Here is a 14,001-nt window from a genome sequence, read left to right as displayed (position 1 = left end):
AAAGATGGCATATAAATCATTGTATAGAGCATATAGACCACAAGTTTTTGAAGATGTTTCAGGACAGGAAGCAATCATAACAACATTAAAACATGCGATTGAAGAGAATAGAATTGCTCATGCTTATCTATTCTGTGGACCAAGAGGAACTGGAAAAACAACTGTTGCTAAGCTTTTTGCCAAGGCTGTTAATTGTCTTAATGACAATAAACCATGTGGAGAATGTGAAAATTGTAAAGCTATTGAAAATAGCAGTCATCCGGATGTTATTGAGATAGATGCTGCCAGTAATAATGGTGTAGAAGAAGTAAGACATTTAATAGATAAAGTAAAATATGCACCGGTTAGCGGCAAATATAAAGTCTATATTATTGATGAGGTTCATATGATGTCTACAGGTGCTTTCAATGCATTATTAAAAACATTAGAAGAACCACCGGCACATGTTATTTTTATTCTTGCGACAACAGAACCTCATAAGATTCTGCCAACAATCATATCTAGATGTCAGAGATTTGATTTTACAAGTCTTACTGAACAAGAACTGATTGATCGTATGAAAATAGTACTTTTAGAAGAAAATAAAACATATGAAGATTCTGCTATAATTCAGATTGCTAAATTAGCAAATGGAGGAATGAGAGATGCATTATCTATACTTGAACAATGCTTAGCATATAATGATCAGCATCTTTCTTTAAAAGATGTTAATGCTATATATGGTATTGTCTCTATGGAAGATAAAATCAGACTTATTAAAATGATATTATCCGGTGATATGGAAAATGCTCTTAAATCTTTAGATAAAATGGATCATAATGGAATTGATATCAAACGATTAACATATGATCTTATTTATATATTAAAAGATACAGTTATTTATAAAAATACAAATAATACGCAAATATTATCTGTTATGAATCAAGAAGATATTAAACAGATTGTACCTTACATTACAAGTGATGAAGCATTGTCTTTTATAGATATTCTTATTCATGCTACAGAAAAATATGTTAAAGCCGTTAATCCGCACATTTATTTTGAATTGTCTGTTTTAAAGATGTGTAATCATGATCATCAGGAAGCTCAAGTTATAAAAAACAAGGATGTTCAGAAAGAAAAAGATGAAGAAATACAATTTATAGAGGAAGATACAGAAGAACCTCCAATTATAGATATTGAAGAAGATAAGAATGATATAGAAGAATATAATGATTCAGATATACAGGTTAAGGAAGAAGAGCTTCTTAATATCTTAGTGCAGGCTGATCGTCATATACTCAACGATGTAAAGGAAAAATGGATAATTATAAAAAGATATATGTCTAATCTTAAAACCGCAAAATGTGCTCATATGTTATCAGCCGGAACACCTGTTGCTGCATGTAAAGATGCAATTATTATAAGTTTTGAATTTATGCCGGATGTTAATGCAGTTAACTATTATAAAAATTATAAACAGATTGCCTCACTGATTAAAGAAATATTTAATATCGGTTATCGTTTTGTAGGTATTCAAAATGATGATTGGAAAAACTTAAGAAATAAATATATTCAGTTAATGAAAACAAAAAATCTACCGGTAGCTTCACCGATTATTCTTTCTCATATTGATCAGTATGATTTAGAAGAAGAAAACAAAACAGAAGCAGAAAAATATGCAATAGATTTATTTGGTGAAGATATTGTTGAATTTACTGAAGAATAGAAAGGACATATCATGAATTATCCAGATTCATTTGAAGAATTAATAGAATGTTTTAAAATGCTTCCCGGTATTGGAAATAAAGGAGCAGAAAGAATGGTTTATCATCTTCTCGAAATGGATGTCGGTCAGGTAACACGCTTCAGCAATGCAATGATTTCCTTTAAGAAAAAGATTCATTACTGTAAGAAATGTGGACATATCTGTGAAGATGATTACTGTGATATATGTAAAGATACATCTAGAAATCAAAAACAGATTTGTGTTGTGGAATCACCAAAAGATGTATTTGCGATGGAAAAATTAAAAGAATATCATGGACTTTATCATGTTCTTGGTGGAACTATTTCTATTATGGATGGTACAACCATTGATGATTTGAATATCAAGACATTGTTAGAGAAAGCTGATGATCAGATAGAAGAAGTTATTATTGCCACTAATCCTACAAGAGAAGGTGAAACAACAGCTCTTTTTCTAGCTAAACTTTTAGAAAAGAAAAATGTTAATGTTACTAGAATTGCTAATGGTCTTCCTATAGGAAGCTCTTTGGATTATGCAGATGAATTAACTCTATTGAGATCTTTTGAAGGAAGAAAAAAATTATAAAAAGATGTTTCACGTGAAACATCTTTTTACTTAACCGAAGCAAAAGGTCCATAATAGATAGAAGAAACAGAAACACCTTTTAGAGAGTTGGCACTGTGAAGCATACGATTGTTTCCTAGATAGATACCAACATGATTATCTGTTCCATCTGTTCCGAAAATAATATCGCCTATCTGCTTTTTTGAAAAGTCAATCTTGTAATCTTTCAGTACAGTAATTTGTGCTCTTGTATATGTACCGATATCAACAGAATAATTCTTTTTATAAAGCTCCGCAATTAGACTGGAGCAGTCATATGTAGGTCCATAGCGCTTGACTTGAGAATAGCCTTTGCCGAGATAACTAAAACTTTTCTGAATAATATCATCCCTGATGGATTGGCTTGATTTACCTGTTTTCTTGGCAGCAAAGTCATTGACACGATAAGCTGCTTTCCACTGCCACTGTATCTTATACGGGTTCTTGTTGAGTACCTTTAATGGATAAGTGTAAATCTTGACAGAAGTCCGGACTTTGTTATTGTCTTTAGCAGAGATCTTCATGACCGTAGAGCCTTGTTTTTTTCCTTTGACGGCTCCATCTTCGCTTACTGAAGCGATTGAAGGATTCTCAATTTCATAATTGAGTTCTCCGTTTTTATCAGGTGATGTATTTATTATAAGAGAGTTATCTGTTTCACCTACTGCTACATAGATATAAGAGGTGTTTACAGTAATCTTAGAAATTTCTTTTTTAGAAGAACAACCTGATGTGGCAAAACAAATTGTTATTATGATTATTAATAATTTTTTCATTATTCTGCTCCTTTGACTGTATTATACATATTAATAGTTCAAGATAAAAGTGAAATATAAAAATTTCTTTATATACTGCTCTTTTTTAAGTATAATAAGATAAGTGAGGTATGCTTATGTCAGGTAAATTTATTACATTTGAAGGTGGAGAAGGCAGCGGTAAGACAACAGTTGCAAAAATGATAGAAGAAGCATTAAATCAGGATGGATATCAGGTTTTGCTTACCAGAGAACCTGGAGGAGTTAAGATTGCTGAAGAAATCAGAAATATTATTGTTGATGAAAAGAACAGCTGTATTGATCCTAAAACAGAGGCTTTATTATTTGCTGCAAGTAGAAGACAGCATCTTATTGAAAAGGTAAAGCCTGTATTGGATCATGGTGGAATAGTCATATGCGATCGTTTTATTGATAGCTCACTTGTTTATCAAGGAATAGGCAGAAATTTAGGAATAGATAAGGTTTACCAAATGAATTTATTTGCTACAGAAGGGATTATGCCGGATAAAACATTCTTTTTTAATATTAAGCCGGAAATTGCACTTAAAAGATTAAAAACAGATGAAAGTAGAGAGGTTAATAGATTAGATCTTGAATCTTTAGAATTTCATCAGAAAGTATATGAAGGATATTGTTTGATAGCTCAGCGATATAAAGATCGTATTGTTTCAATTGATGCATCCGGAAGCATTAAAGAAGTTTTTAAAACAATCTATCAGCAGATAAAATTGGAATTATGAAAACAAAGGAAATCTTAAAAAAAACACAACCTACACTTTATCGTATATTAAAACAAAGTTTTAAAGATGAGAAACAGTCACATGCCTATTTACTGATAGGAACAAACACCGGTAATGCAGCAATATTTATGGCACAAAGTTTTATTTGTGAAAATGATCTTCTTGCCTGTGAGGACTGTAATGAATGCAGACGTATTAAAGAAAACAATTACTCTGATTTTATTCTTATAGACGGTAATGAACGATCAATAAAAAAAGAAGATATTGAATACATTCAGAAACAGTTTTCTAAATCGTCTTTAGAAGGGGGAGCTAAAATCTATCTTCTAAAGAATATTGAGAATTCATCAACTGTTGCGATGAATAGTCTTTTGAAATTCCTTGAAGAGCCTGTAGAAGGTGTCTATGCTATATTAACTACAAAAAACATTAATAAAGTATTACCTACAATACAATCCCGATGTCAGATTGTTCAGCTTCTTCCTGAGTCAAAAGAAAGCATACAATTGGAACTTTTTCATCAAAAAGTTGAAGAAGAGGATAGCTATGTTTTATCTCAGCTATTTAGTAGTTATGAAGCTGCTTATGAATTTGGATTAACTGATGATTATAGAGAAATTAAGCTTCAGGTTCTTAATTTTATTGAGGATCTTTATCTAAATCCTATGAATTTATTGATTAATCAGCAGATTCATATTGTAAAAAAATATAAGTCTGATAAAGATATGATGAAGATTTATTTAAATATGATTATATTAGGTCTCAGAGATATGTTTCACGTGAAACATTCCTTAACACCTATATTTATGATGCATAAAGATTTATTTAAACAGCTGCCGGAAGACAAACAGCTGCTTGATAAAATAGAAACCATATTAAATACTATCTATTTAATAGATACTAATGCAAATATAGCTTTATTAATAGACAGTATGTGCTATAAGCTGATGAAAGGAGTTCAATAATGGAAAAATTAGCGGCAGTTCGCTTTAATAACACATCAAAACCTTATTATTTTTCTTCAGTATTTGATCTAAAAAAAGGAGATAAAGTTGTTGTTGAAACAATAAGAGGATTAGAATTGGGACAGATTATTTCAGATTTAAAAGATATGTCTGAATTTGATCTTGATACAGAATTAAAGCCTGTAAAACGTATCGCAAATAGTGCAGATATAGAGGTTTACGAAATCAATAAGATTAAAGCAGAAGAATCATTTAAAATATGTAAAGAAATAGTAAAAGAAATGGGTCTTGACATGAAATTGGTCAATTGTGAGTATACATTAGATGCTTCAAAAGTTATTTTTATGTATACAGCTGATGAAAGAGTGGACTTTAGAGAGCTATTAAAGAAACTTGCGAGTATTTTTAAATGTCGTATAGAATTAAGGCAGATTGGTCCAAGGGATAAAGCTAAAATAGTAGGAGGCATTGGAAACTGTGGATTGCCCTTATGCTGTAATTCTTTTTTAGGAGAATTTGATGGTGTATCAATTAACATGGCAAAAAATCAGCTTCTTGCGATTAATATAGATAAAATATCAGGTGCCTGTGGCAGACTTTTATGCTGTCTAAAATATGAAGATGAAGCTTATACGGAAGTAAAAAAGAAGTTCCCGAAAATTGGTACAAGATTATTTTTTGATGGTAAGCAGGTAAAAGTTGTCGGTTTAAATGTTATTAATGATCTTGTAAAAATAGAAGATGATAGTGGTATTAGTTTTATTACATTGGCAGAATTAAAAACAGGCAAACCAAAAGAGGAGATAAAAGAGAGAAGGCAAATAGAAGAAGTGAATACGGAGATATTTAATACAAATAGAGATTCTCAGAAAGAAAGAAAAACAGTTAGAAAACATAATAGTACGAAAAAAGGAAAGAAAAAGAATGCAAGAAGTCATTAATTATTTATTGGCTTATGATGATTTAAAGATTATTCAAAGAAAGGATATGTTTAACTTTTCTTTGGATACTGTTTTGCTTGCAAATTTTTGTTCTATCACTAAGGATGTAAAAGATATTGTTGATTTTGGAACAAATAATGCTGCTATTCCTTTATTATTATCAAAGCGTACAAATAAGCCTATTAGAGGAATAGAGGTTCAGAAAGAAGCGGTTGATATTGCTTTAAAGAATGTTTCTATGAATCATTTAGATCATCAGATTTCAATTATTCATGATGATATTAAGAAATATGTTTTAAAAGCACCACATACAAAATTAGTTCTTTGTAATCCGCCTTTTTTTAAGGTAGGAGAAGAGAGTCATTTAAATGAATCAGAATATTTAACTATTGCCCGTCATGAGATAATGATTCAACTGGAGGAGATTATATATAGTGCCTCTTCTTTGCTGGACTTTGGAGGTAAGCTGGCAATGGTTCATAGACCGGAGAGAATGATTGAGATTATTGAATGTATGAAGAGATTTCATATTGAACCTAAAAGATTAAGATTTGTTTATCCTAAGCATTGTAAAGAAGCTAATGTATTTTTAATAGAGGGTGTTAAAGAGGGAAGAAGCGGCATAAAAATAGAATCTCCTCTTTATGCACATAATGAAGATGGTTCATATAGTGATGAAGTAAGAAAATATTTTGGGGAGAATATTAATGATTAGACAGAAAAGTTTTGAAAATAAGAATTCATCTTTATATCTTATTCCGACACCTATCGGTAATTTAGGTGAAATGACTCCAAGAGCTATAGAAATTTTAAAAGAATGTGATTATATTGCTGCAGAAGATACAAGACATACGATTAAGATTTTAAATTATTTTGATATTAAAACTTCTATGATTTCACATCATGAGCATAATATTATGACAGCAGTTCCTAAACTTATTTCTTTATTAAAAGAAGGCAAGAATATTGCTTTAGTTAGTGATGCCGGTTATCCGGCTATTAGTGATCCGGGTTATGAGCTGGTAAAGAAAGCTATAGAAGAAGGCTTTAATGTTATTCCTGTATCAGGATGTAATGCCTGTCTTGATGCCCTTGTTGTTTCAGGAATAACACCACAGCCTTTCTTGTTTTATGGTTTCTTGCCACATGATGATAAGATAAAGAAAAAAGAATTAGAAGGTTTAAAAAATCATTTAACTACTATCGTTTTCTATGAAGCTCCGCATCGTATTAAAAAAACATTAAATTATATGCTGTCAATCTTAGGAGACAGACAGATAGCTTTATGTCGAGAACTAACAAAAAAACATGAAGAAATTATAAGAGGATATATTTCAGAAGTTTTGACTATTAATGATGAACTGAGAGGAGAAATGGTTATTATTGTAGAAGGAGCTTCTGAAGTTGTGAAAGAGGAAGAATTTGAACAAACAATTGATGAACAAATCAATATGTTCATAGAAAAAGGAATGTCTGTTAAAGACGCTATCAAGGAAACTGCAAGAATAAGAAAGCTTAGAAAAAATGATATTTATAATGAGTATCATAAAAAATGAGAGCAATCAAAGGAGTAGAAAATGAAAGAGTTGTTTGGTATTCCTATATTTGTACTAATTATTATGCCATTAGTTTTATGTGCATCAATATTGGTCAATTTACTATGTATGATAAAATCGAATTACAGTAAATCGATAAATAAAAAAAAGCTGTTTATTATATTATTAGTCAGTGGATTTATTATTGATTTGATTATTATAGGATGTGCTCAGTTGATTAGGTATTTTATAGTTACCCATAATTATGATCCTTATTCAGTAATGTTTCCATCGGTAATTATTACAGCTATAATTTTAATAGTAATATTAATAGCAATATCCGTAAGGAAGTATAAAATAAAAAGGTGGAAAGAAAGGCATCGGAATTATGCAGTCGTTTATCTACAAGGAAGTGCAGGTTTTTTTGGTGATAGAGGCGTAGTGATTTTATCGGTAGATAAGATACCGGAAGCAGAAAGCAAAGATATTATTATGACTTCACTTTTTAAAGCTAAGAAAAAAATACTTATTACCACAGGAACACATACTTTAGAATTAGCCGCATATACAAGAACCTATCGTATGAGAGGACCGGCTTATTTGTCAGAAAAGAAACGAAAAGAAAAAATAATTTATTTTAGTCCACATATTGAATATCTGATAGAATATCAGGATCAGGCAAGTCAATTTACTCTTTCTAAGATATATTTGTAAATTAATTTAAGAAAGAATTTTTTCAAAAGCAATACGAGAAGATCCATCAGAAAGAGTAATTTGACCACAATATTTAAAATGATATTTTTTTAAAAAATTCTGCATAGATAAATTATCTTTATGAGTATCAATACGAATAGAAGAAATATGTTTGTCTTTCATATTATCTTCAGCATAGTTTAAAAGTATGGCAGCAAGTGACTGTCCTTTTCTATTTGAATCAATTACAATACGATGAATAACACCATATTCCTTATTAGTAATCCAAGATCCGTTTTTTAGTGTGTGATATGAAGGCTCATCATATACAGCTAAAAACATATATCCTATAACATTCTTATTATCTAATAAAACATATCCGGAATCTTCCTTGATATCTTCATATAATGATTCGGTATCAGGATAGCCGTCCTGCCATTGATCAATATGATTTAACTGAAAATAAATTTTTGCCTGATTAAATAGTTTATTAATCTGCCGGATATGTTTCTGCTTTGCTTTAACAACTTTCATTTGTTTATGTCTCCTTTTTAGGGTATATTATAAGGCATAGTGAATTTAAAGAAAAGGAGCATTTATTATGTTTTATAGAACTGTTAATATTGTTGTTTATATATTATCTATATTATTAGCTATGTATGGATTATCATGTTTTCATTTTGATCGCTTTTTAAGAAAAGGGAAAACAAATGAGTTCTATATATTTTATATGGTTACAAGTGTAGCTTTAGGTTATTTATTTGCCGGCTTTATATTAAATTTCGTAACCTTAACCTTTCATCTTTTATAAAAAGAAATTATCTTGATTATAAAATAAAAAAAAGATACAATAGTTATGCTTTAAAGGAGGAAATAAAATGGCATTTTCAAAAGAGATAGGTATTGACTTAGGTACTGCTAATATTCTTATTTATGTTAAAAAAGCCGGTATTGTAGTTAATGAGCCGTCAGTAGTAACAATTAATACAGAAACAAATAGACCGGTAGCTGTAGGTGAAGAGGCAAGGCAGATGCTTGGAAAGACTCCAGGTAAATTAAAGGCAATTCGTCCTTTAAAAGATGGAGTTATTGCTGACTTTCAGATTACTGAAATTTTAATTACACATTTTATTAATAAGTTAAATTTAAAGGGTATTTTTTCCAGACCAACTATTTTAATCTGCTGTCCAAGTAATATTACTTCTATTGAAAAGAGTGCTATTCAGGATGTCGCTTTAAGATGTGGAGCAAAGAAAGTTTATATTGAGGAAGAACCTAAAGTAGCAGCTATTGGAGCCGGTTTAGATATATCTAAGCCATCCGGTAATATGGTTATTGATATTGGCGGAGGAACTACTGATATTGCTGTTCTTTCATTAGGAGATATTGTTACAAGCAAATCATTAAAGGTTGCCGGTGATAGAATGGATAGTCAGATTATTAAATATATAAAAGATAAGTATAAATTATTAATTGGTGATACAACAGCTGAAGAAGTTAAAAATACTATTGGTTGTGCTATTGATCCGGATCCTGAAAATACTATTGATGTACGTGGAAGAGATATGGTAACAGGACTTCCAAAAACAATAACTATAAGTGAAATAGAAACACAAAAAGCTTTACATGAAGTATGTGAAACTATTTTAATTTCTGCCAAGCAGGTTCTTGAACAGACACCTCCTGAATTATCAGCTGATATAGTTAATAAAGGAGTCTTCTTAACTGGTGGAGGAGCAATGTTAAAGAACTTGGATAAATATCTTGAATCTGAATTATTAGTCCCTGTATTTATTGCTGAAGAGCCTTTAGACTGTGTAGCTAAAGGATGCGGTGTAATGCTGGAACACACACAATATTTACAGTAAGTTAGATGAAAGTTTTATTTTTTGATATAGATGGAACATTATTTGACAGCTCTATCGGACATATAACACCACGAACAATAGAAGCTATACATCTAGCTCAGAGTAAAAATAATTTATGTTTTATATGCAGCGGAAGGCCATATAGTTTTATTGCTGATAATGTAAAAGAGATAGGTTTTGATGGATATATACTAGCAAATGGTGCGAATATTCAGTATAAAAATAAGTCTATTTCAGTAAAATATCTGCCTTATCATCATATAAAACAGATAATAGATTTAGCTGAGAAAAAACATTTAGAGTATATTCTTCTTTCTCAGTCACATGCTTATTTAAAAGATCATTTTCATTATTTACATCAATTCTATCAGTCATGTAATGTCAATGCTGATCAATTTAGATCAGAATATGATCTAGATGAAGTATTGCATCGTATTATTAAAGTAGAGTTGCATTTTATAAATGATCAGATATTAAAGGAGTTTGATGAATTATTTAAGGACTTCTTTGTATTACCTCAGGATAATAGCAAAGTCGCTGAAATAAGTCTTCCTGATATATCAAAAGGAAGTGCTATTCTTAATGTTTTAACAGCACTGAATATCCCGTTAGAAGAGAGTTACTGTTTTGGAGATGCCCTAAACGATATGACTATGTTTGAAACGGTAGGACATCCTATTGCTATGGGAAATGCGATTGATGATATAAAAGAGAAAGCAGAAAAAATCATTGATACATGTATCAATGATGGTGTAGCTAAAGAATTAGAAAAAATGTTTAAAAACAGAGTTTAACTCTGTTTTTTAATGTTTAGGTTTTATATTGAAATGAAAACCGGGCTTAATAAGATCTAATAGACCTAATTCATCTTTATCGATATGCCCTATACAGTTTCTTTCTTTATCATTAGGAATATCTCTTAAAGCTATTTCCAATTCTCCACGATAATGGGCAAGGTTATCATTCACAATTAAGACATCTCCCTTTTTGAAATGATCTTTAGGATAAGGGTGGTAAGGAATAGATGTATTCTTATAGTTTAATCTGGACATAGAAGATCTTAAGAAATAAGAGGAATGATCAAAACGATCCCAATGAGGAATAAAGTTATAAGCAATGTCTTTTTCTATTTGAGTAATATCTTCCGCTTCATTCATTTTAATAGTAAGTGATTGATAATTTAATTCACTTAAAGCCTTCAGTTCTTCTTCATCAGCATAAGCATTGCCGATAATAATATCATCAATATCACCAGTTGCTAAGTAGTAGCGAGCCTGTAAATCAATAGGAAGACCTCTCATCTCTTCAACTGTGGGAAGTCCACAAAAGACATTCCAAGGACCGTGAGTATTATCGGCATTACTAGAAACAAAAGCTGCGGTACGGAGATTTAAAGATTTCCAGTGCTTATTAATAGATTTAAATAATTCCCAGTCTAAGCCGGAATATCTTTCCGGGTAGAAATTATGACAAATAGTGACCTGATCTTTATTGGCACCATTCTTCAATAATAGTTCTACTCCCTGATCAAAGGATCCATTAAATTCAATTTTAATATCATAAGGATTTCTAGTGATTTCAATATCAGATAAAGTACCGAAAGAGCCATCTAAACGAATAATATCTACACCCATTTTTTTAAATATACTTAAATCGCTTGGTGTAGCATCTAAATGCTTAAAAACATCTGGATTTGTATCTACAGCTACTTCATAGCCTAAGGAATGAGCTTTTTGAAGAAAAGCTCCAAATTCTTCTATAATGACTTCTTTAGGACTGTTTACTGATAAAAGACATGTAAAGATTCTTGTAAAACCATAATGACTTGCCAGTTCTAAATAATCATAAACTTCTTTTTGTGATGATTTTTCAGGATATACAGAAATACCTATCTTATGCATAAAAGCCTCCTTTATAATATATATAAGTATGTATAAGTATTTTAACATGACTAAGACAATAATAAAAGAAATAGTCTATAAATTTAATTGATATTAGTATATAATGTTGGAAAGATAGGAGATTAGAATTTTATGACAAGAGAAAACATATTATCTTTCATAGTAACTTTCCTTCTTTCTCTTTTAATTGTTCCATGGATTGGAAAAGTTACAAAAAGGATGGGAATTATTGCACATACAAATTCCAGAACTATTCATAAAGGAATCATACCAAGAACAGGCGGTTATGGTATTTATATAGCTTTCTTAATAGGAGCAATGCTTTTTTTAAAGACTGATAATCAGATTAATTCTATGATGATAGGAGGCTTAATAATCTTTTTAGTAGGATTGTATGATGATATACATGATTTATCTCCTAAATTAAAAATGCTAGGTCAGATAGCTGCTGCTTTGGTTGTGATTATATATGGTGGTATTTCTCTAAAAGATTTTACGCTACCATTTATTCCTTCTTATATTTCTCATATAATTGCCATTATTATTACAATTGGATGGATTATCGGTATTACAAATGCGATTAATCTGATTGATGGATTAGATGGATTATGTGCAGGTATTTCTATTATTGTATTGTTTACTATATCTATTACATCACTTGCAACAGGAAGATTAGATATTGCTTCATTGAGTATGCTTCTAATTGGTTCAATTGCAGGTTTTCTGGTATATAATTTTCATCCGGCTAAAATCTTTATGGGAGACTGTGGGGCTTTATTTATAGGTTTTATGATGGCTGTTATTTCTCTTTTGGGATTTGGCTATAAAGGTTCAACCTTTTTTACATTAGGGGCACCTATTGTTGTTTTGGCTGTTCCTATTATGGATACGCTTATTGCGATTGTAAGAAGAAAAATACATCATAAACGATTTGATGAAGCTGATAAAGGTCATTTACATCATAAACTGATGTTCTCATTAGAATTAGGACAAACAAAATCAGTTCTTATTCTTTATGGTGCTACTGCTTTATTCTCATTATGTTCTTATTTATATCTTAATCATAAAGTAGCAGCATTCTTATTATTTATCTTATTGCTTATTGTATTTGAGTTATTTGTTGAGATAACAGATATGATATCTCGTAAGTATAAGCCTATACTTACATTGGTTAATCTGGTATTAAAAAGAGATGATTTACCTAAATTAAAGGAATCAGGAGTTTATAGTACTGTTGTTAGAAAATTAAAAGGGAAGAAAAGGTATATTATCTTACCATTAGCTACAGCACTTATTATATCGCTGATCTTTATTCATAATAATAGAAAATATCGTGATATTAAAGTACAGTATCAGGAAGCATCTAATCCTACTTCATTAATGAAGACAATTTATAGCAATATAGAAAAAGTAGTTAAAAGTAGGCAAAAAAAAGAAGAAAGAGAGTATGTAGCAGCTTATTTTGCAGCTGATTATTATTCATTATCAAATAAGAATAAAGATGAAATAGGAGGAACATCCTATTATTATTCAAAGAATATCAATAATTTTAAATCATATGCTAAAACAGATTATTATAAAACATCTAATGAATTAATAGAGAAAAAAGAGAATAACATAGAAGTTATAAAATATAAGCTTAACCATATTGAAACTAGTAATAAAAGACTAAGCGGATTAGAAGATTATAATTATTATGATGTTAATTTAACTTTAACTTTCAATCAGGATAATCCGATATTATTAAGCAGATCTATTGAAGTTACCATAACATTAATTGATAAAAACAAGCATTATAGTATTACAGCTTATGAAATTAATGCTAATCTTTCTTGATTGTATATTATTTATTATTCTCAAAATAAAGATCATTTTAGAAGAAGGCTATAAAGAAAGAGAATAGTTTTTAACATTTACCGATTCTATTTTATCAATAGAGAGATTATTAAAGTATAAAAAGTATTGAATTTAAGTATACTTTATGATACGATACTAAGGCAAAGTAGAAAAGGAGGCTAAAAAACATGTTAGAGATTATTTTAATTGTTGTTTCTGTAGCCCTTATTATCGTATGTTTATTACAGTCAGGTAAAACAGATGGTATTGTTAATGCTTTATCAGGTCAGAATTCTAACCTGTTTGCTAATCAGAAAGAAAGAGGAGCAGATTTAGTACTAACAAGGATTACTATTGTTTTAGGTATTGCTTTTTTCGTACTGGCAATCTTGATTAGAATGAAAGCATAGAAAT

The 14,001-nt window shown here is 30.0% G+C and carries 16 protein-coding genes; 13 read left to right on the top strand and 3 right to left on the bottom strand.

The window, feature by feature from the left end; all coding sequences use genetic code 11:
* Positions 1–4: 4 nt before the first annotated feature.
* Both dnaX and recR read left to right on the top strand, forming a co-directional pair.
* Positions 5–1,708 carry a DNA polymerase III subunit gamma/tau gene (gene dnaX / locus HMPREF9943_RS00335; protein ID WP_004801074.1) on the top strand — a complete coding sequence of 568 codons (1,704 nt, stop codon included), beginning with the start codon at positions 5–7 and terminating at the stop codon, positions 1,706–1,708.
* A gap of 12 nt (positions 1,709–1,720) precedes the next feature.
* Entirely contained in the window at positions 1,721–2,314 is a 594-nt protein-coding gene (gene recR / locus HMPREF9943_RS00330; protein WP_004801073.1) for a recombination mediator RecR, read from the top strand.
* Between the two features lie 26 nt (positions 2,315–2,340).
* On the opposite strand, the gene HMPREF9943_RS00325 is transcribed toward recR, so the two are convergent.
* Positions 2,341–3,108 carry an NlpC/P60 family protein gene (locus tag HMPREF9943_RS00325; RefSeq protein WP_004801072.1) on the bottom strand — a complete coding sequence of 256 codons (768 nt, stop codon included), beginning with the start codon at positions 3,106–3,108 and terminating at the stop codon, positions 2,341–2,343.
* A 116-nt stretch (positions 3,109–3,224) separates the two neighbouring features.
* Here HMPREF9943_RS00325 and tmk point away from each other — a divergent pair, with 116 nt between their 5' ends.
* The 6 genes from tmk to HMPREF9943_RS00295 are packed head-to-tail and all read left to right on the top strand — an operon-like array spanning position 3,225 to position 8,003.
* On the top strand, positions 3,225–3,848 hold the full coding sequence (gene tmk / locus HMPREF9943_RS00320; RefSeq protein ID WP_004801071.1) for a dTMP kinase: 624 nt from the start codon (positions 3,225–3,227) through the stop codon (positions 3,846–3,848).
* Positions 3,845–4,813, top strand: a complete 969-nt coding sequence (locus HMPREF9943_RS00315) for a hypothetical protein (RefSeq protein WP_004801070.1) — start codon at positions 3,845–3,847, stop codon at positions 4,811–4,813. Before tmk ends, HMPREF9943_RS00315 begins: the two co-directional genes overlap by 4 nt.
* Positions 4,813–5,754: a PSP1 domain-containing protein gene (locus HMPREF9943_RS00310; protein ID WP_004801069.1), complete on the top strand. Its 942-nt coding sequence runs from the start codon at positions 4,813–4,815 to the stop codon at positions 5,752–5,754. The genes HMPREF9943_RS00315 and HMPREF9943_RS00310 overlap by 1 nt, the downstream gene beginning before the upstream one ends.
* Positions 5,738–6,469: a tRNA1(Val) (adenine(37)-N6)-methyltransferase gene (locus tag HMPREF9943_RS00305; RefSeq protein WP_004801068.1), complete on the top strand. Its 732-nt coding sequence runs from the start codon at positions 5,738–5,740 to the stop codon at positions 6,467–6,469. The genes HMPREF9943_RS00310 and HMPREF9943_RS00305 overlap by 17 nt, the downstream gene beginning before the upstream one ends.
* Entirely contained in the window at positions 6,462–7,310 is an 849-nt protein-coding gene (gene rsmI / locus HMPREF9943_RS00300) for a 16S rRNA (cytidine(1402)-2'-O)-methyltransferase (protein WP_004801067.1), read from the top strand. The genes HMPREF9943_RS00305 and rsmI overlap by 8 nt, the downstream gene beginning before the upstream one ends.
* Positions 7,311–7,331: 21 nt before the next feature.
* Positions 7,332–8,003, top strand: a complete 672-nt coding sequence (locus HMPREF9943_RS00295; RefSeq protein WP_004801066.1) for a hypothetical protein — start codon at positions 7,332–7,334, stop codon at positions 8,001–8,003.
* A 6-nt stretch (positions 8,004–8,009) separates the two neighbouring features.
* Here the strand turns inward: HMPREF9943_RS00295 and HMPREF9943_RS00290 are convergent, their stop codons facing one another.
* Positions 8,010–8,516 (bottom strand): GNAT family N-acetyltransferase, encoded by a 507-nt coding sequence (locus tag HMPREF9943_RS00290; protein ID WP_004801065.1) that lies wholly within the window; start codon positions 8,514–8,516, stop codon positions 8,010–8,012.
* 67 nt (positions 8,517–8,583) lie between these two features.
* On the opposite strand from HMPREF9943_RS00290, the gene HMPREF9943_RS00285 reads away from it, so the two are divergent.
* The 3 genes from HMPREF9943_RS00285 to HMPREF9943_RS00275 all read left to right on the top strand — a co-directional run bounded on the left by HMPREF9943_RS00285 (position 8,584) and on the right by HMPREF9943_RS00275 (position 10,644).
* Positions 8,584–8,793 carry a DUF1146 domain-containing protein gene (locus HMPREF9943_RS00285; protein WP_004801064.1) on the top strand — a complete coding sequence of 70 codons (210 nt, stop codon included), beginning with the start codon at positions 8,584–8,586 and terminating at the stop codon, positions 8,791–8,793.
* A gap of 67 nt (positions 8,794–8,860) precedes the next feature.
* On the top strand, positions 8,861–9,850 hold the full coding sequence (gene mreB / locus HMPREF9943_RS00280) for a rod shape-determining protein (protein ID WP_004801063.1): 990 nt from the start codon (positions 8,861–8,863) through the stop codon (positions 9,848–9,850).
* 5 nt (positions 9,851–9,855) lie between these two features.
* Positions 9,856–10,644, top strand: coding sequence for a Cof-type HAD-IIB family hydrolase (locus HMPREF9943_RS00275; RefSeq protein ID WP_004801062.1), 789 nt, complete (start codon positions 9,856–9,858; stop codon positions 10,642–10,644).
* 9 nt (positions 10,645–10,653) lie between these two features.
* Here HMPREF9943_RS00275 and HMPREF9943_RS00270 read toward each other — a convergent pair whose 3' ends face one another.
* Complete coding sequence (locus HMPREF9943_RS00270; protein ID WP_004801061.1) at positions 10,654–11,751, bottom strand: DUF871 domain-containing protein; 1,098 nt, start codon at positions 11,749–11,751, stop codon at positions 10,654–10,656.
* A gap of 132 nt (positions 11,752–11,883) precedes the next feature.
* On the opposite strand from HMPREF9943_RS00270, the gene HMPREF9943_RS00265 reads away from it, so the two are divergent.
* Both HMPREF9943_RS00265 and secG read left to right on the top strand, forming a co-directional pair.
* A complete protein-coding gene (locus tag HMPREF9943_RS00265; RefSeq protein ID WP_004801060.1) occupies positions 11,884–13,587 on the top strand; it encodes an MraY family glycosyltransferase in 1,704 nt (567 codons plus the stop codon).
* 188 nt (positions 13,588–13,775) lie between these two features.
* A complete protein-coding gene (gene secG / locus HMPREF9943_RS00260) occupies positions 13,776–13,997 on the top strand; it encodes a preprotein translocase subunit SecG (protein ID WP_004801059.1) in 222 nt (73 codons plus the stop codon).
* Positions 13,998–14,001 lie beyond the last annotated feature (4 nt).

Source organism: Eggerthia catenaformis OT 569 = DSM 20559, from assembly GCF_000340375.1.
In the GTDB taxonomy this organism is placed as follows: domain Bacteria; phylum Bacillota_I; class Bacilli_A; order Erysipelotrichales; family Coprobacillaceae; genus Eggerthia; species Eggerthia catenaformis.
Note: the sequence above shows the minus strand (reverse complement) of the source record. Positions and strands in the feature narration are given on the sequence as shown.